35 protein-coding genes, 1 pseudogene and 1 riboswitch are annotated in these 22,579 nt (G+C 36.1%); of the genes and pseudogenes, 6 read left to right on the top strand and 30 right to left on the bottom strand.

Annotation, left to right across the window (positions count from 1 at the left end):
- Window positions 1–109: 109 nt before the first annotated feature.
- The 21 genes from I6L50_RS14455 to I6L50_RS14355 all read right to left on the bottom strand — a co-directional run bounded on the left by I6L50_RS14455 (window position 110) and on the right by I6L50_RS14355 (window position 12,963).
- Window positions 110–1,453, bottom strand: coding sequence for a phage portal protein (locus I6L50_RS14455; RefSeq protein ID WP_219301868.1), 1,344 nt, complete (start codon window positions 1,451–1,453; stop codon window positions 110–112).
- A complete protein-coding gene (locus I6L50_RS14450) occupies window positions 1,453–1,656 on the bottom strand; it encodes a hypothetical protein (protein WP_219301867.1) in 204 nt (67 codons plus the stop codon). The genes I6L50_RS14455 and I6L50_RS14450 overlap by 1 nt, the downstream gene beginning before the upstream one ends.
- Window positions 1,657–1,667: 11 nt before the next feature.
- Window positions 1,668–2,972: a PBSX family phage terminase large subunit gene (locus I6L50_RS14445; protein WP_219301866.1), complete on the bottom strand. Its 1,305-nt coding sequence runs from the start codon at window positions 2,970–2,972 to the stop codon at window positions 1,668–1,670.
- Entirely contained in the window at window positions 2,959–3,432 is a 474-nt protein-coding gene (locus tag I6L50_RS14440) for a terminase small subunit (RefSeq protein WP_219301865.1), read from the bottom strand. Before I6L50_RS14440 ends, I6L50_RS14445 begins: the two co-directional genes overlap by 14 nt.
- Before the next feature lie 393 nt (window positions 3,433–3,825).
- Window positions 3,826–4,245: an ArpU family phage packaging/lysis transcriptional regulator gene (locus tag I6L50_RS14435; RefSeq protein WP_257475391.1), complete on the bottom strand. Its 420-nt coding sequence runs from the start codon at window positions 4,243–4,245 to the stop codon at window positions 3,826–3,828.
- Between the two features lie 8 nt (window positions 4,246–4,253).
- Window positions 4,254–4,544: a hypothetical protein gene (locus tag I6L50_RS14430; protein ID WP_219301864.1), complete on the bottom strand. Its 291-nt coding sequence runs from the start codon at window positions 4,542–4,544 to the stop codon at window positions 4,254–4,256.
- A gap of 852 nt (window positions 4,545–5,396) precedes the next feature.
- Window positions 5,397–5,900, bottom strand: coding sequence for a hypothetical protein (locus I6L50_RS14425; protein ID WP_219301863.1), 504 nt, complete (start codon window positions 5,898–5,900; stop codon window positions 5,397–5,399).
- A gap of 21 nt (window positions 5,901–5,921) precedes the next feature.
- Window positions 5,922–6,794: a DNA replication protein gene (locus tag I6L50_RS14420; protein WP_307896985.1), complete on the bottom strand. Its 873-nt coding sequence runs from the start codon at window positions 6,792–6,794 to the stop codon at window positions 5,922–5,924.
- Entirely contained in the window at window positions 6,712–7,644 is a 933-nt protein-coding gene (locus tag I6L50_RS14415; protein WP_219301862.1) for a phage replisome organizer N-terminal domain-containing protein, read from the bottom strand. The genes I6L50_RS14420 and I6L50_RS14415 overlap by 83 nt, the downstream gene beginning before the upstream one ends.
- Complete coding sequence (locus tag I6L50_RS14410; RefSeq protein WP_219301861.1) at window positions 7,641–7,916, bottom strand: hypothetical protein; 276 nt, start codon at window positions 7,914–7,916, stop codon at window positions 7,641–7,643. Before I6L50_RS14410 ends, I6L50_RS14415 begins: the two co-directional genes overlap by 4 nt.
- The gene (locus tag I6L50_RS14405; protein ID WP_219301860.1) at window positions 7,913–8,749 is read right to left on the bottom strand and encodes a recombinase RecT; all 837 of its coding nucleotides are present in this window, start codon (window positions 8,747–8,749) and stop codon (window positions 7,913–7,915) included. The genes I6L50_RS14410 and I6L50_RS14405 overlap by 4 nt, the downstream gene beginning before the upstream one ends.
- Window positions 8,749–8,976 carry a hypothetical protein gene (locus tag I6L50_RS14400; protein ID WP_219301859.1) on the bottom strand — a complete coding sequence of 76 codons (228 nt, stop codon included), beginning with the start codon at window positions 8,974–8,976 and terminating at the stop codon, window positions 8,749–8,751. The genes I6L50_RS14405 and I6L50_RS14400 overlap by 1 nt, the downstream gene beginning before the upstream one ends.
- A complete protein-coding gene (locus I6L50_RS14395; RefSeq protein WP_219301858.1) occupies window positions 8,973–9,860 on the bottom strand; it encodes a YqaJ viral recombinase family nuclease in 888 nt (295 codons plus the stop codon). The genes I6L50_RS14400 and I6L50_RS14395 overlap by 4 nt, the downstream gene beginning before the upstream one ends.
- A 58-nt stretch (window positions 9,861–9,918) precedes the next feature.
- Complete coding sequence (locus I6L50_RS14390) at window positions 9,919–10,131, bottom strand: YqaI family protein (protein ID WP_219301857.1); 213 nt, start codon at window positions 10,129–10,131, stop codon at window positions 9,919–9,921.
- Entirely contained in the window at window positions 10,124–10,618 is a 495-nt protein-coding gene (locus tag I6L50_RS34845; protein WP_257475390.1) for a helix-turn-helix domain-containing protein, read from the bottom strand. The genes I6L50_RS14390 and I6L50_RS34845 overlap by 8 nt, the downstream gene beginning before the upstream one ends.
- Window positions 10,619–10,800: 182 nt before the next feature.
- Entirely contained in the window at window positions 10,801–10,998 is a 198-nt protein-coding gene (locus I6L50_RS14380) for a hypothetical protein (protein WP_219303757.1), read from the bottom strand.
- Window positions 10,999–11,075: 77 nt separating this feature from the next.
- Window positions 11,076–11,453 (bottom strand): hypothetical protein, encoded by a 378-nt coding sequence (locus I6L50_RS14375; protein ID WP_219301856.1) that lies wholly within the window; start codon window positions 11,451–11,453, stop codon window positions 11,076–11,078.
- 62 nt (window positions 11,454–11,515) lie between these two features.
- A complete protein-coding gene (locus tag I6L50_RS14370; RefSeq protein WP_219301855.1) occupies window positions 11,516–12,289 on the bottom strand; it encodes a phage antirepressor KilAC domain-containing protein in 774 nt (257 codons plus the stop codon).
- Between the two features lie 45 nt (window positions 12,290–12,334).
- Window positions 12,335–12,502 carry a hypothetical protein gene (locus I6L50_RS14365; RefSeq protein ID WP_219301854.1) on the bottom strand — a complete coding sequence of 56 codons (168 nt, stop codon included), beginning with the start codon at window positions 12,500–12,502 and terminating at the stop codon, window positions 12,335–12,337.
- Between the two features lie 30 nt (window positions 12,503–12,532).
- Window positions 12,533–12,709 carry a hypothetical protein gene (locus I6L50_RS14360; RefSeq protein ID WP_219301853.1) on the bottom strand — a complete coding sequence of 59 codons (177 nt, stop codon included), beginning with the start codon at window positions 12,707–12,709 and terminating at the stop codon, window positions 12,533–12,535.
- A complete protein-coding gene (locus tag I6L50_RS14355) occupies window positions 12,697–12,963 on the bottom strand; it encodes a helix-turn-helix transcriptional regulator (RefSeq protein ID WP_219301852.1) in 267 nt (88 codons plus the stop codon). Before I6L50_RS14355 ends, I6L50_RS14360 begins: the two co-directional genes overlap by 13 nt.
- Window positions 12,964–13,119: 156 nt before the next feature.
- Here I6L50_RS14355 and I6L50_RS14350 point away from each other — a divergent pair, with 156 nt between their 5' ends.
- Complete coding sequence (locus I6L50_RS14350; RefSeq protein WP_219301851.1) at window positions 13,120–13,776, top strand: S24 family peptidase; 657 nt, start codon at window positions 13,120–13,122, stop codon at window positions 13,774–13,776.
- A 322-nt stretch (window positions 13,777–14,098) separates the two neighbouring features.
- A complete protein-coding gene (locus I6L50_RS14345) occupies window positions 14,099–15,487 on the top strand; it encodes a recombinase family protein (RefSeq protein ID WP_219301850.1) in 1,389 nt (462 codons plus the stop codon).
- A 37-nt stretch (window positions 15,488–15,524) separates the two neighbouring features.
- Here I6L50_RS14345 and I6L50_RS14340 read toward each other — a convergent pair.
- The 6 genes and pseudogenes from I6L50_RS14340 to I6L50_RS14315 all read right to left on the bottom strand — a co-directional run.
- Window positions 15,525–15,647 (bottom strand): annotated as a pseudogene (locus I6L50_RS14340) (hypothetical protein); the annotation flags it as partial.
- A 2-nt stretch (window positions 15,648–15,649) separates the two neighbouring features.
- Complete coding sequence (locus I6L50_RS14335) at window positions 15,650–15,991, bottom strand: DUF485 domain-containing protein (RefSeq protein WP_219301848.1); 342 nt, start codon at window positions 15,989–15,991, stop codon at window positions 15,650–15,652.
- A 225-nt stretch (window positions 15,992–16,216) separates the two neighbouring features.
- On the bottom strand, window positions 16,217–16,846 hold the full coding sequence (locus I6L50_RS14330) for a sterol desaturase family protein (protein WP_219301847.1): 630 nt from the start codon (window positions 16,844–16,846) through the stop codon (window positions 16,217–16,219).
- 76 nt (window positions 16,847–16,922) lie between these two features.
- A complete protein-coding gene (locus I6L50_RS14325; RefSeq protein WP_002086539.1) occupies window positions 16,923–17,216 on the bottom strand; it encodes a hypothetical protein in 294 nt (97 codons plus the stop codon).
- Between the two features lie 19 nt (window positions 17,217–17,235).
- Window positions 17,236–17,868, bottom strand: coding sequence for a LysE family transporter (locus I6L50_RS14320; RefSeq protein ID WP_002086541.1), 633 nt, complete (start codon window positions 17,866–17,868; stop codon window positions 17,236–17,238).
- Between the two features lie 138 nt (window positions 17,869–18,006).
- Window positions 18,007–18,735, bottom strand: a complete 729-nt coding sequence (locus I6L50_RS14315; protein ID WP_002086543.1) for a YqcI/YcgG family protein — start codon at window positions 18,733–18,735, stop codon at window positions 18,007–18,009.
- A 260-nt stretch (window positions 18,736–18,995) separates the two neighbouring features.
- On the opposite strand from I6L50_RS14315, the gene cspB reads away from it, so the two are divergent.
- Both cspB and I6L50_RS14305 read left to right on the top strand, forming a co-directional pair.
- Window positions 18,996–19,193: a cold shock-like protein CspB gene (gene cspB / locus I6L50_RS14310; RefSeq protein WP_002011904.1), complete on the top strand. Its 198-nt coding sequence runs from the start codon at window positions 18,996–18,998 to the stop codon at window positions 19,191–19,193.
- A 119-nt stretch (window positions 19,194–19,312) separates the two neighbouring features.
- Window positions 19,313–19,561 carry a DUF2564 family protein gene (locus tag I6L50_RS14305; RefSeq protein ID WP_219301846.1) on the top strand — a complete coding sequence of 83 codons (249 nt, stop codon included), beginning with the start codon at window positions 19,313–19,315 and terminating at the stop codon, window positions 19,559–19,561.
- A 33-nt stretch (window positions 19,562–19,594) separates the two neighbouring features.
- On the opposite strand, the gene I6L50_RS14300 is transcribed toward I6L50_RS14305, so the two are convergent.
- The 3 genes from I6L50_RS14300 to I6L50_RS14290 form a co-directional block, all read right to left on the bottom strand.
- Window positions 19,595–19,771: a zinc-finger domain-containing protein gene (locus I6L50_RS14300; RefSeq protein ID WP_002011906.1), complete on the bottom strand. Its 177-nt coding sequence runs from the start codon at window positions 19,769–19,771 to the stop codon at window positions 19,595–19,597.
- Window positions 19,772–19,783: 12 nt separating this feature from the next.
- Window positions 19,784–20,443: a ribonuclease H family protein gene (locus I6L50_RS14295; RefSeq protein WP_002126525.1), complete on the bottom strand. Its 660-nt coding sequence runs from the start codon at window positions 20,441–20,443 to the stop codon at window positions 19,784–19,786.
- 124 nt (window positions 20,444–20,567) lie between these two features.
- Window positions 20,568–21,056, bottom strand: coding sequence for a QueT transporter family protein (locus tag I6L50_RS14290; protein WP_002011909.1), 489 nt, complete (start codon window positions 21,054–21,056; stop codon window positions 20,568–20,570).
- Between the two features lie 6 nt (window positions 21,057–21,062).
- Window positions 21,063–21,107: riboswitch (PreQ1 riboswitch) on the bottom strand.
- Between the two features lie 131 nt (window positions 21,108–21,238).
- Between I6L50_RS14290 and I6L50_RS14285 the strand changes: the two genes are divergently transcribed.
- Complete coding sequence (locus tag I6L50_RS14285; RefSeq protein WP_002086548.1) at window positions 21,239–22,111, top strand: aldose 1-epimerase family protein; 873 nt, start codon at window positions 21,239–21,241, stop codon at window positions 22,109–22,111.
- A gap of 70 nt (window positions 22,112–22,181) precedes the next feature.
- Window positions 22,182–22,568 (top strand): reverse transcriptase-like protein, encoded by a 387-nt coding sequence (locus tag I6L50_RS14280; protein WP_219301845.1) that lies wholly within the window; start codon window positions 22,182–22,184, stop codon window positions 22,566–22,568.
- Window positions 22,569–22,579 lie beyond the last annotated feature (11 nt).

The following is a 22,579-nucleotide window of genomic DNA, read 5'->3' as shown; positions in this document are numbered from 1 at the left end:
AGTTAGTGCATTCGCTACTTCTTTAGCAGTTTTAGCTGTCTCGATTCCTAGCTTCTGTGCACCTACTACCAAGGAACCCTCTTGCACGATATAACCACCGGTAGCTTGATTATTCTTCAGATCCATCCCCTTCAACCCCTTTTTCTTTTTCGTCTTCCAAATTGTTGTAACCATCATACTCCTCGTCTTCCTCTTGCTTCTTCATCTCCATGACTTGTTTCACATCTTGGATGAAGGATAGAAGGGATAACAGCACTTCTTGCGGCAACGTACTCTGTAGTTTTGCTACAAGCTCAGCCTCTTCCAATAAGTTAGGTGGTAAATTCGGATTAAATTGAATTTTCACATCACGATGGTCAAAGATATCACTGTTCGTCATTCCTACATACTTGTTAATGAAGTCTAACCGATCTGTCAGAGCTTTCCGGAACATACGAACCCTTTGTCCTCTTACCTGTTCTAAAGCGAGGAGCTTGTATTTGATTGCAATGCCTGAAAGGTTACTACCAAACGACTCATCACTCATATCTGGAACGAATGAGAACTTGTGAATGTCTTCTTTTAGACCTCTCTTCACGTTTTGTGCAAAGGTGTCATTCACGTTCTTAATGAGCCAATCCGCATCACCATCTTCATCAAGAAGAAATACTTTGTCATCTTTAACTTGCTGGATATCTTCTCTTTCCGTATCAGTCATGTTACGAAGCTTCAAGAACGCATCCGTAAAGTCGGATAAGTCCTCTACATTCCCTGATACAGCGTTATTATAGGCATCCATCAGCGCAACACAGTCTTCCCATTCCCCAAGTTCAAACTTATTGTTCTTGTATTTAACAATCGGTACTCTCTCAAATCCATGTGGCACTTGTCCGACCAGATCATGAGGAATATCCGCATCCGCCTTTTCAGCTACCTTATGAATAAACTCGTACGTCGCACGCTCTTTATGGTCATATACATCCATGCGAACCTTATACTCGTTATCTTTTAACAGTGTTTCAGAGAAGACAATCACATCCGTGAGGTGTGGCTTTACCATTCCATCATCCATTACGATGACATTGCGTGGATCTAAATCAATAAAGTTATATTCTCCTCGTTCATCGAAGTATTGGAGTTCATAGGCTATTCCATAAATCGAACAGTTTACTGCGTTATCATAGTTCACTGTCTCTTCATCGTTGTCTTCCAGGATATTTAATGCCTTTTCAAATTGTGGTTTTGAATATACATACGAAACAGGAGAGCCGAGGAAGTAACTCGTAGAAATTGTAGTAATGTATTTCGCGAAGTTATGCACAATGCGGTATGTTTTATTGCCTTTACGCTCTTTCTTCTTCATGATTTCATGTTCACCGACATAATAGTCATGAAGTTTTTGCAATCGCTTGAACGCTTTGTCTTCCGTCTTAAAACGGGTGTATTGTATTCTCGCTTGTTCAAATGTTAGCATTATTTCACATCTCCGATTATTACAGAGCGAACTTCAGATTTGCGTAAAATAACCCCTAAGTGTGAACATGATAAGAACTCCACATCGTCATTTAGAGCCTTGACAATCATCGTTTGCAATTCCTCCTTGCTCTGTTTCCCCTTAAAGTTAACCCAGTTACTACTGTCGTCTTTATACGTAATTAAAAATTCATACGATTTCATCCTTACACCTCCTATAATCCAATTAAAGATTTATGAAACGACTTCAATTTGCCGCCTTTTTTGATATACGGTTCAAGTGAGTATCGTAATGCATCCATCAAGTGGTTAAAGTTATCTACTGGCTTATTTAATCTCTTACCAGTCTTTTTGTCTGTATCGAAAATGTAATTGTTAATCTCCTTATAGAAGTTTTCACATTTTGGATGGATAAAGATCTGAAAATCCTGTATAAATTGCACACCATTCATGATAGAGTCCTTACCTTTTCTAGAACCTCTTATGCCTTTTATCCCTAACGACTTTAACTCATCGTTATCTTTCGGATTTGCACAGTCAGCAATGATGCGCTCTTTGTTGTATCCTTTCTTTTCTAAAACACTAGCAATCCTTTTATTACTCATGCCATTTTCATAATGTTCATCGAAGATATATATGATTTGATTTTCCAGATCGACAAGAGAACAGCATAAGGCAGTTGGGTCATTCGTATATCCATAATCCAAACCGAACGCACTCTTAATATTGGCGCGTCCTCTGATTTCTTCTATATCAAAATCTTTCTGTTTGAACTTCTCGTATACAAGACCATCCGCTACGCCCCATTCCCCATCACAAACGATTTTCGCACGCCTTGGGTTCTTGGTATACAAACTCTCATAACGCGCTCTATCCTGTTCATCTAACCATTCGTTACACTTATAAGTCGTTGTAATCGCGAACGTATCATAAGCTTGCGTATCTTCATCAAAAAAGTAAGACTTGAGCCAATGGTTTTCACTCCACGGGTTAAACGTCACAGTAATCTGTTTAAAGAAGTCTGGCGAATCATATTTACCACGAATCGATTCAACAACCGTCTCAAACTTATGTTGGTCTTCAATTTCATACGCTTCCTCAAACCATGCCCAGCACAATATCCCAACATCAACTGTAATAGATGTAATTTTTAGAGGATCATCCAATCCGCGTAGTAAAATCTTTTGGCCGGTTGGTGTGTATGTGATCTCTGGCATGGATTCATTGAATTTAAACAGGTGTTTCACCTTTAGACGGTTAATCGCCCATTTGAAATCTGTATAACAGGATTGTTTTAACGTATTGGAGAATCGACGGACAACCAAGATATTCGCCCAGGGATATTGCATAAGCCTTTTTGTGAGGTTGATTACGGTGGTTTTCGACTTCTTGGAGCCACGTGAGCCTTTACAGACCCGGTAAAAGTTCTTAGCATGCCAGAAGCAGTTGTAGCCTTTGCCGATGACTTCATGAAAGTTAATTATGGGTTGTACGTTTACTGGTACTTTATTCATCTTCATTCACCGGTACGTCATCGACAAATGTTGGTACTGTGACGGAAATTTCTTTCTTCTCTGTCCACATCATGTACCTTTTCCCCAGAAGTTCTCCAGCCCGAATAATATCTTGATCTTGAGGATAAACTGTAATTTCATCATAAGACTCATATTCTATCCACTTCCCCTCTTTATTCTTCGATTTACTCATACGAGGTCTTTTCAGCACCCTACCTTCGCCTCTTAAAACACTTGTCAGACGCTCCAGCACCTCTTCTTGGGATGCGATAACAGGACTTCGAATAGCTTCCATATGCTCAGCGACATATCGCTCAATCTTAGGATTTCTTAGTAGTTTTTTCCCTTCTACTCCTGCTACGTTATCGTTTTTGTATGAGTACCCAGCTCGTTTGTAAGCCTCAGTTGCATTTCCTTTTTCAATATAGTAATCACAAAATCGTTGTTGCTTTGAAGTTAGTTTCATTACATATCACCGCCCCCTTTTACAGTAACTTGCATAACAATATAGTAGACCAATAAAAAGCAACGCAATTGCGCCGCTCATATATATGAAAAGTTCACACCTCTTTGAACCGAGGATATCAGAATTGGATATCCATTAACCTGGGGAGCAACATGGGGTTCCTCGGCTCAAAGAGAGGCGAAACCCTCTCCCTCGTTGGTCGGACCCTTACTTACGTTTATCGTGAGTAAACTATAATCAATTGTCCTTACCCGAGTGTTTAGAGAAATCAAGAAACAACATACAGCGCCATTTCCGTGACGGTCAACTTCTTGACACTTTTATTATAAAACATAAAGTGCATGTGTAATTCCTGACTTTTTCCTGTTTTTTTCCGCCTTTTTTCCGGCAAACCTAATAATACACAACAATCTTTAGTTTTTTCGCTAGACTTTCAAAGGCCTTATCACGGTGTTCATAATAAATCGTTTTAGACACGTTCAATTTCCGTGACATTCTCACCCAATTATGTTTATCTGCAGTCATATATCCTTCACAAAGAATTTGTTTCTCTATATAATTCAGCTTGTCCACAGCATCTTCGACCTTCCAAACAAACGCACACTGTTGGAACTCTTCTGTATGTTCAATAGATTGATAATCATCCTTTTCAATCATGGTAACAATTTGTTGTGCACGCTCATCAGACAGATTATTTCTACACAATCGATACTTCCTCAGCGCTTTCAGCACATTCTTTTTTGTTTCCTCCATGTTCACCACTGGCACATTTATATCCAGCTCCATGTTGGTAAACACCTCTGCACATTTCATGATTTTTTTCACCCCTTCACCATCTTCAAAAACTTGTCCAATGTCATACAAACAACCCAGGGCTTATTATCTATTTTCAACGCAACCGCATCCGGCTGTTCCCGTTCATCCTCTAGCCAACCATACAACGTCTTAAATCCGCTTTTCCTCGCCTTCACTTCCCATTCGAGACCCAAACCCTTCACGTCGTTCGCGTACCCGTCAACCGCCCCTGAAAGTGGTACACGAGTACCTCCTATTAACTTGCCAAATTCTCGTTCTCGTCTATTTCCTTTTTGCTTGGATTTTCTTCCACTCATTTTTTCTTCTCTCCCTGTATAATATTTTAATTACGTCACATACTGTATATAGGCCATTGAAAATTCTACTACCACCAGTAATTAGCAGTTTACGCTCCCTGAAGGCCGGGCAGTTAGCTTTTGCTAGCTGCTTTTTTATTTTTATTAACACTTTTCTTCATTTCACATACAATGCCTTAAACCTTACTTCTCAAAACATTATTTGTTCATGACTCACACACATAACAATAATGATTGTCGTAAGTTTTTAAAGCGAGCACTCTGGCACAAGTGCTCGTATTACTTTGGAGATTTCTACAAAATGATTTTTCATGCAGAACCCACACTTTATCAAGAGTAATTTCATATGATATTTTGTATTCCTTTCTTCTTGAAATGAATAGTCGTTACAGAAGAGCACTTTGGAAAGTGCTCTTCCATTTACATATCAAATAGCATTATTGTTAAAAACTTTTCACCTTTCAGCTGGACAAGCATATAATGTTCTATCACTCGTATAGGTCTCCTTTTTCAAGAGTACATATTAAATGTGTACTCTTTTTTCATTACAATACAATAACGATTCCATTATTAGTATTTCAAAGCATAAAACTCTTCTGCTACAAGCTCACAACTGTAACCAACCCATTTTGGAACCATATTCCATTATTGGAGCAGTTAGCTTTTTGCTAGCTATTTTTACATTTACAACGAATTGGTTGCATTTACCTGTTTCTTTTAGCGTAATATAAAACTAAAATATAATTGCTCAAATAAATCGAGCTGTTATACCCATTGCCATTGCCCTTACCCTAAAGAGCTAGGGTTTTGTTATGAAACAGACTCCTATTAACAGAATATTCAGATATAAATTCATAATCGACTCCAATAAGACGCTTCTTTCCCTCTCTTCGCACATTCTAATCGTGTTAGCACTGGAGTTGTTATCGCTTCTTCTACAGACCACTTCAAACGTTTAACTCTCTCGCAAGCTAATCTATAGCTAACTCCATTCAACGAAGCTATTTCTGCTTGTTTATCACTCAATACTTTATTTCCAATCCAATAGTTAGCTTCCTCTGCTAACCTTAATGCTTGATATTTATTAATAGGTGGTTTACTTATCGCATCTATCAACTTCCACCCTTTGTTCATTCTTGCATAGTACGTTTGACGACTAATTCCATTTTTTAAGGCTATTTCTCTCACTTTACGCCAACCTGTTGCATTGCTAGTTCTCACCGGCTTTGTCATCGCGGTATCCTTATCCCATCCAAGATTCCTAATACGTTCATTCAATACTCTACGGTTAATTCCATTCCTCTCCGCCCTCTCATATTCATCCGGCGTAATATAATAATCATACAGTGATTTCATATCGTCCATCCTCCGGTTCTATTAATTCGTTCTATAACTTAATCCCTTCACTTGGTACAGATAATCTTTACTCATTCCAAACAACCTATCACCCGCTGCATACCCTATTTTTTCTTCCAATGTGTCTTGATCTTCATTACTTGTGTACCAGACAGGTAAGTTTTTCAGATATCTACCGTTAAATATTTGATAATAAACATCTTCTTTCGCTTCACTGTGTCTACTCTTCCCTAAATCATCCCAGACAAGGACATCACAAGACGTTAAATCGTGAAGCAATTCATAGTACCGCTTTTTATTATCGTTTAGAAACATCGCATTTTGAATTTCAGCCATGATATTCACATCTTGGACAATCAATATTCGGATACCTCGCAAGCGTCCTGTTCGCCCATCTGGCACCTTAAATCGTTTTAAGGCAAATTTAGCAGCAGCTACATGTAGATGTGTTTTCCCAAGGCCATAAGAATTGTTCTTTTTTCGCATTTCCGCACGTCGCTCATAGGGGAGATTTTTCAACCTTGTCTCCCCAAATTCTGCGATAAAACCAATACTGTTGATACGGCTCGTTCTGATACGTTCAAATTCTTTCAAGTAATCTACCATCGCCTGGTAAAGTAATTTCTGTACAGGTGATTCCTGTATATAATTATCAAACCTAGCATTCTCGAATTCTTCTGGTATCATAGCTCCTTTGAATCTAGCAACTAAGCTTTTTTGTTCCATACACTCACATTCAATAGCAACTTCTGTCATGATGTTTCCAATTTCAGATTGTCGTTTTTCGAATGTATATCCCTTATCGCTGCACTTATGGCAATCTATGACCGTATCCTCTATCTTCGGCTGGACGACTCCAGAAGTCTTCTCCCGTCCCGCTGTCTTTTCTGCCATAACTTGCGCCCTTGCCATTAAATCCTTCATCACGTCCCCTATTTTCCGCATAGTTACCACCTACTTCGTTCATTTTCATATACAGTTGATCGAACTGTTTTCGTAGTTTAGCGATTGATAAAACATTATTCATCCAAAATGTATCCTTTTGACACCAATCCATCACTTTCTTGATATCCTCTAAACTGCGGTTATCTCTTTCTTCCATCAAACGAATATCTTTAGCCCATGAATCCAAAGGTGGTTGTTTGAAGTTTTTGTTTCTAGAAAGAATCAAATGATGAAAATACTTAGCTGCATCCATGTGACAAATTTCATATTTGTTACGAGAAGGTTTTATATTCTTTATATCTTTATCTATATCTTCTTCTAATTCTTTATCTTCTTCTGTTGCGTTACCGTGCGTTACACGTAACGTTACACCTTTTTTATTGTTTTCATCTTCAAGTGCAAGCTGTTCTTGTTCCTTCTTTTCTCTGTGTTTACGCACTCTTTTAGCTGTTTGTAATCTTATTTTCTCCATACCATCAATATTTTGATGTTTCTCCCAATTAGATATAAAAATAAAGTTATGATCTGTGATCTCAATCATTCCGTATTGCACAAATGTTGTAAGAGCTAGTCGTACTGTTTGTAGCGGTCTATCAAAGATAGTCGAAAGCATTTCATCCGTATATGGGATGTTTTCATTGAGATACACACCACCAGTCGCATTCGTCTTTCCAGCCAAAGATAACAACTTAATCCAGATAATGAGGATTGTATCCGCCTCCGGCAAACTCTCAATCAATTTGATTTTTTCATCTTCAAACATGCTAGTAGAAAGCTTAATCCACTTAATGTTACTCATTTTTTCTTCACCTTCCGCATCACAACTTCATAATAAAAACCACGGTCTCGATCTAATACAAAGCACCCTTTAAACAAATGAGGATTTTCATCTTTACCATGCCGAACCGTTTCTAATACCTTCCGAATTGGGAAGAGGTAGTCATACTCCTCTCCCTCTAAACGACGGCAACGTTTAATTAGTTCCGATAATCTTTTATCACGTATATACCGAGTTCCTAAGCTTCTGTTTAATGCCATTGGCATAGATCCATCTCTTACGACCGTTTTCATTCTTCTGTCACCTCGGCATACTCAACATCAATAAACCCTGCATCAGCTTCAACGCCTGTATTGTTTTCTTTTACTTTCATAATCCCGTTGTCTTGATTAATTGCTTCGATTACCTGACGAGACTCTTCACGCTCAATAGATAATGGAGCTGTTTTTAGCAATTTAATAATGACTGTTTTCTTTGCCATCTCTACAAAGTGATCCTTCCATGGACCAAACACTACCCCGTTTTTTTGCGATTTCGTGAATTTATCACGATGACTTTCTAATTGTTTGCGACTCATTACAATAAAGTCATATCCGCCATCTTTTAGCTTGTATACTGCATAGAAATGTGTAATCTTACTTTGGTCCTCTTCCCCGCATGGTTTATGAACGATATTCTTTTCTAGTCCATATTCGAATTCAAATGTGTCACCTTCATACACTTCGTGTGCATAGATTGCCTTCACTTCACCACTGCGGCGTACTAACTCCATAATGCCTTTGTAGCCTAATTGGAATTGCGCTTCATAACGTCCGGTTTTGCTGTTATAGAATGGTACAATATATGCATGTCCTAATAGATTCGGCTCTAATCCAAGGGAGCCACAGTTCACTACAGCCCCAACAATTGTATCTGGTGAACATTCTAATAACTTAGGATTACGCGTTGTTGCATTAAGACCCACACGAATTAAACGCTCTGGTGTCATTCCTTTTGGTACGATAGATTCAATTGCTTTAAACTGTTTCTTGAACATTTGTTTTAAGCCGGTGTTAAAATTTGTTTCAGTTGATACCTCATTTTTTTGTGCTGCCATTTGATTTTTTAACGTTTCGTTCGTTGCCATTAGTTTTTACCTCCGGATTGTTTTACTACAATAACAGCTTGATAACCGCCCGTGCTTAATATCCATCCCTCACTCTCTAATTCATCCTGTTCTTCAACAAAATAGATTAGGTTATTACGTTGATCAAACTCCTCACACACCCTATCCCAAGCTTGTTGTAATGTAATTCCTTGTACCTCTTTCTTTGTATTCAAACGCGCTAACTGCTTTTTACGACGTGATTTCATTGCGCTACCTCTTTCGTTTTTAATTTGAACATTCTTGTACCGCGTGCATTTGTCTTGTGAGTCGCTTCAAAAAGTGGATGTACACCTTTCTCACTACATTTCATGATGTTGATGAGTTCGTTTTTACATTTGTTTTTTTGTTCATTCCAGTACTTAATCTCTTTATCAGCTAATTGATAACCATTTGCGTATTTACTAGAGTCTGTAGGTAAGATAATATGGTCATCTTTAATCGATTTCTCGTATATCTCTTTTAAAGCATCTGTCGTTGGTTTAGAGCCGTCTATTGCTGGCGGAATACGTTTGGATACATAGCTATTCCAAAATAATTCACACTTATCTATAGCCATATTTATGATGTCCTCATCACGCTCAATCGTTTTGAACTCAAATGTATTACCACCGATTAGCACTGCAATATGCCACTTTTCATATCCTGTTACAGCCATATAATGTTGACACTGTAAAATATATTGTTTCGGAACATTATCACCTTTCCACTCACTGCGATTGTATTCGGTAGTAGTCTTACATTCTAACCCTTCCTTGCGACCGATAAGCTCTCTATCAATATTTGCCATCATAAATGGATGCTTCTTGCTACGTAACATTTCATTTTTACGACGAACCTTTAAACCTGTACGCTTCATAAATTCACGGGCCACAATGTCCTCAAGGACATTCCCCCAATACGCATATTCCGACTGAGGCTTTTCCTTTAACTCGCCGATTTTATCCAAGTAAATTGACATCGGTGAATTCCAATCACTAAGCTTTAGAACTGCGGCTAAATCACTGCCACCAATACCTTGACGGCGGAGTTCTAGCCATTTTTCACGAGTTAATTCTTTTGTTTTTGCGACTACCTCATATGGTCTACTCATGTCGATATCCCTCCTGTTAAGCGGTATATTAACCTCATTTTTCCGTTGTATATTTCCCTCACTCACCTGCCCTTCTTTCCTCAAATCCAAGACTGGAAATTAAGTACTGCACTACATTCTCCTTCGACAACACTTCTCCGTCCGGTGACACTAAAATATCTTCATCAGGAAACACTTCCGCCCCACATATATCCTTGATAGGTATCGGCTCAAATTCTTGCGAGTCCCTGATTCCGTATCCGTTATGCATGACCATTGGATTTTCAATCATTTTCATCCCCCTCGCTCTTTTCCACCCCACAGACCATTCCATATTCAAAAATCTGTTCAGATGTTGGAATATCAACCAAAAGTGAGTTTCCTGAAAACAGCTCTGTTCCATGAGTTCGTCCATCATAATAGACGTCATCTACACTTAAAACATCATTCGCGAGCTTAGCGAATCTACCGATGAATGCTACATCCGGAAGATACTCTAATCCTGTAATTCGAATAATTAACCCTTTTGTTAGCTCGTTAATCGGAAATGCTATATTCATTCCCCTATCGCTCAGATCATCTCTGTGACAGGTAATTAATTCTTCTACACCTACTTGAAGATAATTTAATAATTTATTTAAGGTATCAAATCGAATACCTTGATTTGTGTGGGTCGCTAGTGCTGTTAGCGTTTGTCGAGATATTCCTGTATCCTTTGAAACTTTTGTGATACGTAAATTCTTTTCGACTAAGACCTTCTTTAGGTTGCATGTAATCACGTTTAGTCCTCCTATATATGAGTAATCCTTTCATGTGTTCAATACTTGTGATATACTGACTGCAAAATTTTATTTTTCAAAGCGCCCCACTGCAATGGGTTTCTTTTTTATGCATTAATCATAGTTTCCGCATCATTAAACTATGATTAATTTTTACAACCACTCGCTATTTAACTTGTTTGTTATGATTCTGCTAAAAATTTATCAGACAAACGACACGCTTTTGTGCATTGCCAAAACGTTTGTTGATCTTGTTGTAAAATCAGTACTTCCCATTGCTTATTAGCAAATTTGTTCCGATTCTCTACAACTTTTCGTCTTAATAGCTTACGTTTTTGCTCCGGCTTCATAGCTAGCCATTCTTGCCTTTGTATTTTCATTTTGACTCCTCCTCATTTTCAATGTGGATATTGTGGATAAACCGTTAGTAAGTTGTGGATTTCTTAATCACTGTTCCTCAATCTATTTCCTTTTCGCACTCTTCTCCCTCACGAAAAATATCTTGAAGTGCATCGAAGTACATGTCATAATTCCTCTCTTTCATGAGGGCAAAATAAGTTAATGCTTCATCAAATGCCATCCACCAGTTTAATTCATACATTTTATGAAATGCATCTGCGTCTAATCGAACTGCATCGGAAAACAAGATAAGTGGACCCACTTTCCTCTTGGAGGTTAGAGGGCTTAACCTCACCCAATCGTCTAAAGATTTTTTACGTTTTTCATCCAATACCACCTGCATGACTAACCACTCAAACCCATTTATTCCTTGTTTTCGTTTATCTTCGATAATTGCTTGCTCTGCTTCGAACGTTGCAGCTACTACGTCTACCATTACAAAACTCCTTTACATCAAATTCGCTGTTATATCTGTCGCTGATGTTATAAGTTACCCTCCTATGCAGTTTGGTTTTTGCCTAAAAATTTATTGATGAAATACAGTTGCCCTTTACCTGTTACTTTTGGGGTGATACGCAATTCAATTTTTCCGCTTGAACGCGTTATCGATGTTTCATCCGTGTCAAACAAACCTAACTCCATCGAATATTGCGTTGGACTATTGTAATCAGCTCCCTTCTTCTTCACCAAATATCCATTTTCCCGAAGCCATTTAAATAATCTCTTTTCACCTGTATCTACTCCATTTTGCCTTAAAATTTTCGCTAATCCTCTTACCAGAATGGATGTCTCGGCTGCTGACACACTGTCTGCGAACAACACCTTCTGTCGCTGTTGTTCAATTTGTCGTTGTGCCGCCGCAAGTTTTTGTTTCTCTTCTTTTAGTTTAGTGAGAAGACCAATTGCAAAGTCTGGATTGCTTACCGCTTGTTCTAAGACTCGGTCTATCATGTAGGCACCGTGTTTGCGAATTGTCGGAAGAACTTCAATTGCTAACCAATCTTGGAACGCTTCCGCTATTTCGTTACTTGCTTTGAAAGCTAGCTTATACACTAATGGTTCTGGGATTAAATCTCCTTTCCCAACTTCTTGGGAAACATATTTTTTAAGATATCCGTTAACAGTCACCCATCTAATATAGATTTTTCCATTTTTCTTTTGAGTGAATCCTAAACTTTTCGCAACTTGCTCTACATCAAATAGCACTTCGCCATTTTCAAGTTTTGCAAATACCTTAAAAATTTCGTTTTTAAAAGTTTGTAGTTGATTCATTTTGATTCCTCCTATGCTTAATTTCTAAACTCCGGTTTAAAACCATCAGCTACTTTTACATTGTTGTAGTTGATTGATAGATTTACTGATTCCTCTAGCTTTTTTGTCTTTGGGTTGACGAAAAGCATCCGCCCCATATTTATCAACAAACTCAACAACTACATCTGCCACAAATTGCATACGTTTTCCATCTAAAATGATTTTACACCCCATAGTAATTCCTCCTATGCTGTTTTATTCCCGTTAAATAACGCTCTCCATCCTTCGATAAAATTCATAGCCTCTTCGTTTAATTTCATATTCTCCAGAATACTCTTTCACATTCATTGCTTTCGGTTGATTTGTTACTATTTCACCGTTGTTTTCAAATACCAATGTGCTATGTAGCGGTTGTTCATTTGTTATAACTAATTGACCCATCCACAAACCTCCCGTTCTCCATTATCGCTTTGTGCGATAATTATATTTAAAAAAAAGTCATCCACTTTCACTTCGAATAGTTCAGCTAATTTAAATACAACCCCCGTCCTCACAGAAGCAATTGAACGTTTGTTATTTTCTATCAGCGAGTAATGATCTCTGCTGACTCCAATATAATTAGCAACATATGATTGAGAAAGTCCAAATCTACAACGTAATTCTTTAATTGGGTATCTTCTTTTTTTTGCAATCATTCTATCACCTCCCTTCGCCTAAATATAGCATTATGCGATATTTAAATCAATATAAAAATACCATAAATACTATATTTTTTTATAAAATCATCAAAAAGATTGCATAATGCGATATATTTGTCGTATACTAAACCATGAAGAAAAGAGGTGAATAAGATGAAGAAAAAATATTTTAAATACAACCTTAAGTTCTTAAGAAAAAAAAATAAATTAACTCAAAAACAATTAGCATCTATTTTGGAAGTGAATCAATCGAGCATTTCGGAATGGGAAAAAGGATTAAAAGAACCCGCAACATTTGGTGTTGTGAAAATTATTGCCGATCTATTCAACGTAACTGTCGATGATTTATTTTTCACAGACTTATCATTAGCGACAACAAATACAGTTAAAAATGAAGATGCTTGTCAACATCATAAAGTTCCTGTTCTGGGTAAAATAGCAGCAGGTCTTCCAATTGAAGCAATCGAAGATTTTGTGGATGAGATATGCTTACCTTATCCTACTAAAGGTGAAGTGTTTGCCTTGCAAATATCTGGTGATAGCATGGATAAAATAATCCCAGATGGATATTATGCCGTTCTCAGAAAACAAGAATACGCAGAAAACGGACAAATTGTCGCCGTATTAGTGAATGGGTGTGACGCAACATTAAAAAAAATCTATATATTCCCAAACTCAATAGTCTTAATCCCATGTTCATCTAACGAAAAACATAAAGAACAAATGTATTCATCAGATGCAGGGGATGAAATACAAATACTTGGCAAGTACTTGTATTGTGTATCACCTTCATGGGATGATATTGAATAAACCATCAATATACATGTTTAATTAGACGGTTAACTTCCGTCTAATTATATTATACGAACATACATTTCAAAAAAGTTTCAACAGGAACAAGAATTTTGGAATACGATTACAAATTGAAGTGACTGTGCATTGATTTCTTTACAATGATTCAATACAAAATGACATCGTATCTCAAGGTAAGTGAAAACATGATTAATATTATTACCAAATTGCTAAAAACAAGAAGAGAAAATGTACATTTTTTCGTATGATAACCAATAAGGTTGTACATTTTCATAATAATTTTATTGAAACAACATTATTATATTAGGGAGAATAAAACATGAAGTGTGCAATTTATAGAAGAGTGTCAACGGATATGCAAGCTGAAAAAGGTTCCTCTTTAGAAGCTCAAAAAGAAAGGCTGTGTGCATTCGCTATCAGTCAGGGGTGGGAAGTTGCATCTGACTATATAGATGATGGATACAGCGCTAAAGATATGAATCGTCCAGCTTTACAGCGCATGTTATCTAATATGAGGGAAAAACAATTTGACATTATTCTTGTATACAAATTAGATCGACTTTGTCGTTCTGTTCGTGACTTAAATGACATGATAAAAGAATTTGAAAAATATCAAGTTAAATTTAAAAGCTCAACAGAATCGTTAGACACCACAACGGCAACTGGAAGAATGATGATAAATATAATTGGTACTTTGGCTCAATGGGAACGCGAACAAACAGCCGAACGTGTTAGTATGATTTTAAATGAACGTTCTAAAAAAGGATTATGGAACGGTGGCCCAATGCCTTACGGGTATTTATTAAAAGATAGCGTAGTCACCGTTATTAAAGAGGAAGAAAAAATTGTTCAGTTCTGTTTTAATAAAGCTATTACACATGGCGCACAAGCGATTGCTAAAATATTGAATGAACAAGGATATCGTACAAGGGATGGGCATAAATGGTTAATGAGGTCTATTCTTAGAATGCTACATAATCCACTGTACAAAGGATATGTAACATATGAAAAAGACGGTAAGACACAACTTGCTAAAGTTAATATACAAGGATTCAAATCAATTATTACAGAAGAATTATTCGATAAAGTACAATACATTATAAAGAAAAGAACCCTATCACCAACACGCGTGAAGAATGACAGTATATTTCCATTCAGTGGTATTCTAATATGCCCCAAATGCGGCGGCAAGATGTCTGGAACCACAATCACAACGAAAGGGACGCAATATAAATATTATAGATGTAGTAAAGTTGTTCATGGGGTTTGTGACCAGCAATTAATTAACGAGCATCTCATAGATAGTGAGTTTTCAAAAACACTTATTTCAATATTTAAAGACCTAAAGATAAATTCTGTGTCAAATCACATAGATAAAAATAGTATAGAAAAGCAACTAAAAGCACTCGAAGGAAAACGAATAAGAACTAAAGAACTCTATATTGAAGGAGAACTTAAAAGACATGAATATGATGAAAAAATTAGAATGTTAAATGACAAAAAAGAGTCCCTAATATACTCTTTAGAAAATGCAAATAATAAAATATCTCAAGAGGTAATATTAAATATCATTAGCGAAATGCAAAACTGTTGGAGATTATGGCCAGATGAAGCAAAGGCAAAAATTATGCGTGGTATTTTCGATGAGATATACTTTAATCAATTAAGCAAAAAAGAATTAAAAATAATAGACTACAAATTTATATAGTCCGCTTTCTTTCCGGACTTTTTTTGCTTAAATAGTCAGTTAATCCCCCTCCAGCCGTATAAAATTCACTCGCATTTTTCGTTTTTTTCGATGCGAAATACGTGATAACGAGTGTACCAAGGACGATAATTAAAAATAGTGCAAAAGCGGTTGTATTCAAAGTCAGCCCCTCCCTTGTTGCATATCTTGCAGAATTTTTTGCGAGATTTCATCAAAGGATTCTGCTTTTTTGCTATAAATCAAACATAATGCCCATGTCATTATAAATTGCGCAAATGCAAATACCCACGCCCATGTAACATCACCAAATACCGGTGTATTAAGCACCTTTGAATAGGATGTTAAAATAGGTAATGTAATAAAAAAACTTAAAAAGAAAATACTCATCGGAATGATAAACTTCTTTTTCTTATTTAATAGCAATTGAAAATCTTCTGACTGAACAACCTCTGTATAATTCACCTCATTTTGTAACTTACGTGCTGACGTATCATCTCGTTTCATTCTCTGGTCCCCTCTCTTACTTGAAATGCACTTCCCCCTTGCATACCTAAAAACTAAATTTTATAAATATTCAGAAACTTATTTTCATTTTAGACAATCCGTACATTCCTGCAAAGATTTTTCGATAGACATTTTTCGGCATTTTCCCCTAAGTTTTTAATATACTTTTTCACCATAAAATTCGAGTACTTCAATCCACACCAATCGGGATAAAAAAAGTAGTGCTTATCGCACCACTTCTGTCTTTTTCTCTTTTTCTAAATTACGAGCTGTTTCGCTTAATTCAACTTCTTTTCCATCTTTAAGCGTTCCAAATATAAAATCGAATACTGGATTTGAAACACCAAACCAAAACTTTTCATTTTTATAATGGTGTAATATATGCTGTTTTTTTAGCCATCTTCCAAACTTAGTGAAGGGACGAATCGGTTTATGTGCAATATAATGTTTCCATTCATAAACGAGGAGCATAATAATCATTCCGATTCCGAATGAAAGTGTAACAGTAACACTTTTTGTAATACCATACGTTATAAGTAAATATATAGTAAAGCTAGGTATACTAAACCATACAGGCAAAAACAAAAGCTTTAAATCATCTGGATATACGTGATGATCATAATGTAATCTTCTTAACATTTTTAATAAAAATGCGTTTTTAGGCGGCTTTAGATGGAATAAAAAACGGTGTGTCATATATTCGTTAAACGTATAAAAAACAATCCCAAACATACACGCTAACATACCAATCCATGTGAAAAATTGCATTTTTAAAATAATGATAAAAATTAATAAAATACTATACATAATAACAATATCATGTTGCAAAAAGAACTCTTTTACCACTCTCTTCATCGTTCTTCCCCCTTTTCCAAAAAAACAGCCGTAACATATCGTTACGACTATTTTTTTCTATTTTATTCTATTCACTTTACAAATTTGCCTGCTGTTCTATTGCCGAGAAAAAAGTGTTCGGACCAAATATATTTTGCTTCGGAATAATGTGTTCTACTGCAAACACTGTTACTTCTCCTCTTTGTACTTCTCCAATAATGAGACCAAATACTTCATGATTTACCGCAAACGTTGGTTGTTTCGTTTGCAGTAACCTTGCTGCATTTTTAAATACCGCTTCATATAATGGGTTCCTGTCAGTAATTTCTTTTCGGATTTTTGGTGCTAACGTGATGATAATTTCTTTTCCATCAATAGTGGTTCGATACATAAAAATCTCCCCTTCAATCTTATGTGAACAACTGTAAAGCTTTGTATGCAAAATGGATAGAATATCCTACTAAAATAATACCTGCTCCGGCTGTAATATAGCCAAGTGCTTTTGGTTTTAATAAAGTTCTTCCAAAATGTACAGAAAAAGCAATATTTAAGTTCCACAAAATAATACCAACAATAATGCAAAGACTGTACAAAAAAGCTTCTTGTTTCGTTACCTTTGTAAGCAATGAGCTAAGTGTACTTCCATATATACCAAACCAAAAAACGAGATTTAATGGGTTGGATATCGCAATTAAAAATCCCGCCATAAAAGATTGTTTAAGTCCACCTACCTCTTCTTTGTTATATTCCATATTCGAGTGGGAGATTCCTTGTTTTACACTTTGAAATCCTAAATAAAATAACAGGAAAAACCCAGTGCAGTACATAAAAGCTTGTACATATGTATACATAAACACAGAAGATAAACCAAAATAAATAAGAAGCATAAACAAAATATCAGCAGTCATTCCTCCGATTCCAACAATCCACGCATGCCAAAATCCACGTTCAATTCCACGTTTTAACATTTCAATATTAATTGGACCTACCGGCGCAGCTAATGAAATACCCAATACTATTTGTTGTATAATTGCTCCAAACATCGCTCTATCCTTTCTACTTCTTTTACTATTAAGTAATGATGCAAATATAGAAAATAGACTAGCTTTCATAAAAATTATTCACTAATACAATACCCTTTTTTATCCAAAATATACAAAAGAGCCATCAGGTGATGGCTCTTATTTCTCTACTCTATGATGAAAAGGACATTTACCTTTAACCGGCTCAATATCATCCCCTATGAAATATTGTTTCCATTCACGATGATTAGGATCGCCGTAGTGACTAATGTTAGGGTGCTTCGGCAACTGATCCCACTTTTCAACTCGTTCACGGACCATTTGTCTTGAATACGACCCTTTAGGACGATCTCCTTCTAATCCCTCGAAAATAGTTCGTGGCTGGAATCCAATAACGAGAGAATTTCCTAAATGCCTAGTCTTTCGCTGTTTATAAGCCGGCGCATTTCCAAACGCAAAAATCGGTTCACCACCAAATGAAAATTCCCATAAATAATGATCTGGATCTTCAGGAATTTGCTTCGGCCATGTTTGATCATCGTTTTCATGTAAATATTGTAGTACTTTCCAAAAATAATCTCGATAATATTCGATTGATTTCTCTTCACATTCCGGCTCTACAAAAAGAAAAAAGCCTCTTCTTACAATTGGCCGTTCTTTCATTAACTCCAAAAAAGATAACATTGTATTGGGTAAATGCCCCCAATCATTATGAGAGAGAAATGAATAACGAAGTTCATTCTTTTTCAAAGCTGTTAAACCGAAATAACACGGAAAAGTTGGTTCTAGCACGACATTCGAAAAATCATGAAATTCTTTTGCAACCCAATTCGGTATGTCGACTCTATTTTTCATCCCTTCATTATCTAATAAATAAGACTCATCCATTCTTTCACCTCATTATGTACAGCATTCACTTAAGAATATTACATACTCGGCTTGTCCTATACCTTTTTAAAAATTCGAGAAAAAATTAATTCAAAATACAAAATTTTAAAAACGCTTACTTGACTAAATTCTACCAATTCATGTATATTTAAATTAATCATTTGGCAGAATATTCGAGAATATAGCATTTTTTATTTATATTATTTTTTGATGAATTTCACTAAATGAAAAAAGGAATCGTTTTTAGGAGGAATTGTGACATGCAAGGAAAAGTAAAATGGTTTAACAATGAAAAAGGTTTTGGATTTATCGAAATGGAAGGCTCTGAAGATGTATTCGTACATTTCTCTGCTATTCAAAGCGACGGCTACAAAGCTTTAGAGGAAGGTCAAGAAGTATCTTTCGACATTACTGAAGGAAACCGTGGACCTCAAGCTGCTAACGTAGCAAAACTTTAATCCCACATATGACAGGAGGTTACCTTACTTGGTAACCTCCTTTGTTATTCCTTTGTATATTTCCGTTTTCCAGAGCAAAAACTATGTGAAATGCGCAAAATACAAAGGAGGCAATAACAATGGGGTCACATGTAAATGATTTTGAAGAAGTAAAATTCCGTGTAGAAACTGCACAAAAAATGGTAGGTTCTGCAACAATTTCAATGGATCCAGACACATTAGAGCATGCCACTACTGCAGTAGAATCGGCTCGTTCTCAGCTTGACATCATGAAATCCGTTGCAACGGATTTAGATGAGCCATTTCTAATGAATGAAGAAAAAAAATTAAGCAAATGCGAGCATCAATTACACGAAGCGAAGCACTAAAAAACATCCAGAGAAAATTCTCTGGATGTTTTTTTATGACAATTGCTCCCCATACTTTTTCAACTTCTCTCCAACCGTACATTGCCGTATACAAAAAGAATGGGCATAGTATTTACTATGATTTTTCCGATTATGTTCCTGCAGGAAACACCCTCCGCAATACGTTTCTAATAAGTCATTTACCTCTGTAATGAGTTGCTTCTTCTTCACGTGTGCACCTCTCTATTCGGTTATTTCTTTATGACTATCAATTGTCGTCCCTTCTAATGCTTGCGCTGCTAATTGATGTGCCTCTTTATTTTGCTTTCTAGATATCGGTTCACAAATAAGCTTTAATTTCATTTGCTTCGCTTTTTGTTCAATTTGGTCTAAGTAATGATTTAAATGTTCATCATAGCAAGGCCATTCACCAGCTAATTGCTGCAGTACAACTTGAGAATCTCCACGAAGTGTAACTGCTTCATATTTAATTCCTAATTCCTCGAGTGTATTCATCCCGTATAATAATGCTGCATACTCCGCTTCATTATTATCATATATGCCTTCTATGTATGCATTGCGACGAATTCGGTAATTTGTATTTCCTTTTTTATAGTATACACATATACCAACCCCAGCTTCTTTCGTCTGCACATCATAACCACCATCAAAATAAACTTGAATTTCTTGCGGATCTTCCTCCACTTGCTTACTCAGTTTTTTCATTTCTTTTAATGACCATTCCGCGTCCATTTCATCGAAAAATAATAGTTCTTTCACCCTACCTGTTTTCTCAAAATCCTCCGCAAATTGAAGCACTTCTTCTATGTTCATATAATCTGTTGTTAATTCAGTTTGTAAACCACGCTTCGTTTTATACAACCAATGTATTTTATATTTCATACTAGATTCCCCTTTTATAAGACTTCTTATATTTATTTTATTATATTTTATCAAGAGTCACAGTATTATATACAATTTAATCACATACAAAAAGAGCCATCCTACGTAAGGACAGCTCTTTCATCTATTGCATAAATCTTTCAAATTGCACTCGCTTATTAATCCAGTACATTACAGGCATACCAATTGCCATTACAACAAATTCACCAACTGCACAAGTTAGCCATGTCAATAAAAATGGCAGATCAAACGCAAGATGAAGTTCAATTGCAATCATAAACATTGTGACTGTAAAAATAACTGTATTAAAAATCATACGAGCCCAAACACCTTTAATGAAGCGCATAGAAATAATAGTTGCAAGTAATGCAAGAATGGATTGCCCTACTCCAAATACTAAATCATAAGCGATCATAGGTGAGAAAAAGAGATTCGTTAAAAATACACCTAATACAATCCCGTAAATTGCTTTCTTATTGAATACAACGAGATGATTAAACATCTCTGAAATACGAAACTGTACACTCGTAAAGCCAAATGGCTGAATAAGCATAGAAACAGCAATATATAATGCCGCTAAAATACCATTACCGACTAATGTCCTTATATTCATGACAAAATCTCCTTAGTTTTTTTCCGTGGGATGGTTTCGAACCACGTTATTCGTTTTTAAGCAACAAGATTATATTTTACGCAATAGGCACTCTTTCGTCAATAGATTCCTATCATTTACTACCTTTTTTCTTTTGGACAACGTATAATAAAACATATGAAAGATTTAGGAGGTTTCACTTCATGACAGCAACAATTCAAAATGAAAAAGTGATCGTTTCCATTTCTGACAAAGGTGCAGAATTACAAAGCGTTCGCTTAAAAGAAGATAACACTGAATACTTATGGCAAGGCGATTCTACTTATTGGGGGCGCCGCGCACCAATTTTATTCCCAATTGTCGGCCGATTAGTAGATAATACATACTACGTAGATGGTAAACCATATTCTTTAACACAACACGGCTTTGCTCGTGATCTTACATTCTCTGTAAAAGAACAAAGTGAAACGAATATTACTTATATTGTTACTAGTAATGAAGAAACATTAAAAAAATACCCATACGAATTCGAATTACTCGTTTCTTATGAGCTAGATGGACAAATCGTTCATGTAACATATGAAGTAAATAACCCTACTTCAAAAGAGATGTTCTTCTCAATCGGAGCACATCCTGGTTTCAACTTCCCCTTATTAGAGGGCGAATCATTTACAGATTATCATTTATCATTTAATGGTTCTGAACGCTTAGAAACAAGCGTATTAGAAGGACCTTATCTTTCAAGTAAAAAGCAATTAATCGCTGAAAATACGAATGAATTACCACTTACATACGATTTATTCAAAAATGATGCACTTATTTTTGAAAATATGAATACGGATGAAATCTCTATTCGTTCTCATAAACATAATAAATTTGTAAAAGTAGAATTTGACGGATTCCCATTTGTCGGTGTATGGACACCAGGCGAGAACGCACCTTTCTTATGTATTGAACCTTGGTACGGGATTGCTGATGAAGTAAATCCGGCAAAAGATTTCAAGGAAAAAAAAGGAATTCAATCTTTACAAACGAATGAAACATTTACATGTCGTTATAGTATTACAATCGGCTAAGTTACTCTATCCCCTACTTCAAAGAAACATATAAGTAGGGGATCATCTTATAATTTGGAGGTTTCTCATTTTGATTGAAGTATATATTGATGGTGCATCAAAAGGAAATCCTGGTCCTTCTGGTGCAGGAGTGTTTATTAAAGGGGTGCAACCAGCTGTACAGTTATCATTGCCCCTTGGGACAATGTCCAATCATGAAGCAGAATACCACGCTTTACTTGCGGCATTAAAATATTGCACGGAGCATAATTATAACATTGTCTCTTTTCGTACCGATTCGCAGCTTGTCGAGCGAGCTGTCGAAAAAGAATACGCAAAAAATAAAATATTTGCACCACTATTAGAGGAAGCACTGCAGTACATAAAAAATTTCGATTTCTTTTTTATTAAGTGGATTCCAAGTAGTCAAAATAAAGTAGCTGATGAATTAGCTAGAAAAGCTATCTTACAAAATTAACGGGGGTATGA

The sequence above is a fragment of the Bacillus sp. FDAARGOS_1420 genome (assembly GCF_019344915.1).
Taxonomy (GTDB): Bacteria; Bacillota; Bacilli; order Bacillales; family Bacillaceae_G; genus Bacillus_A; species Bacillus_A mycoides.
This window is presented reverse-complemented; position numbering and strand designations above follow the sequence as displayed.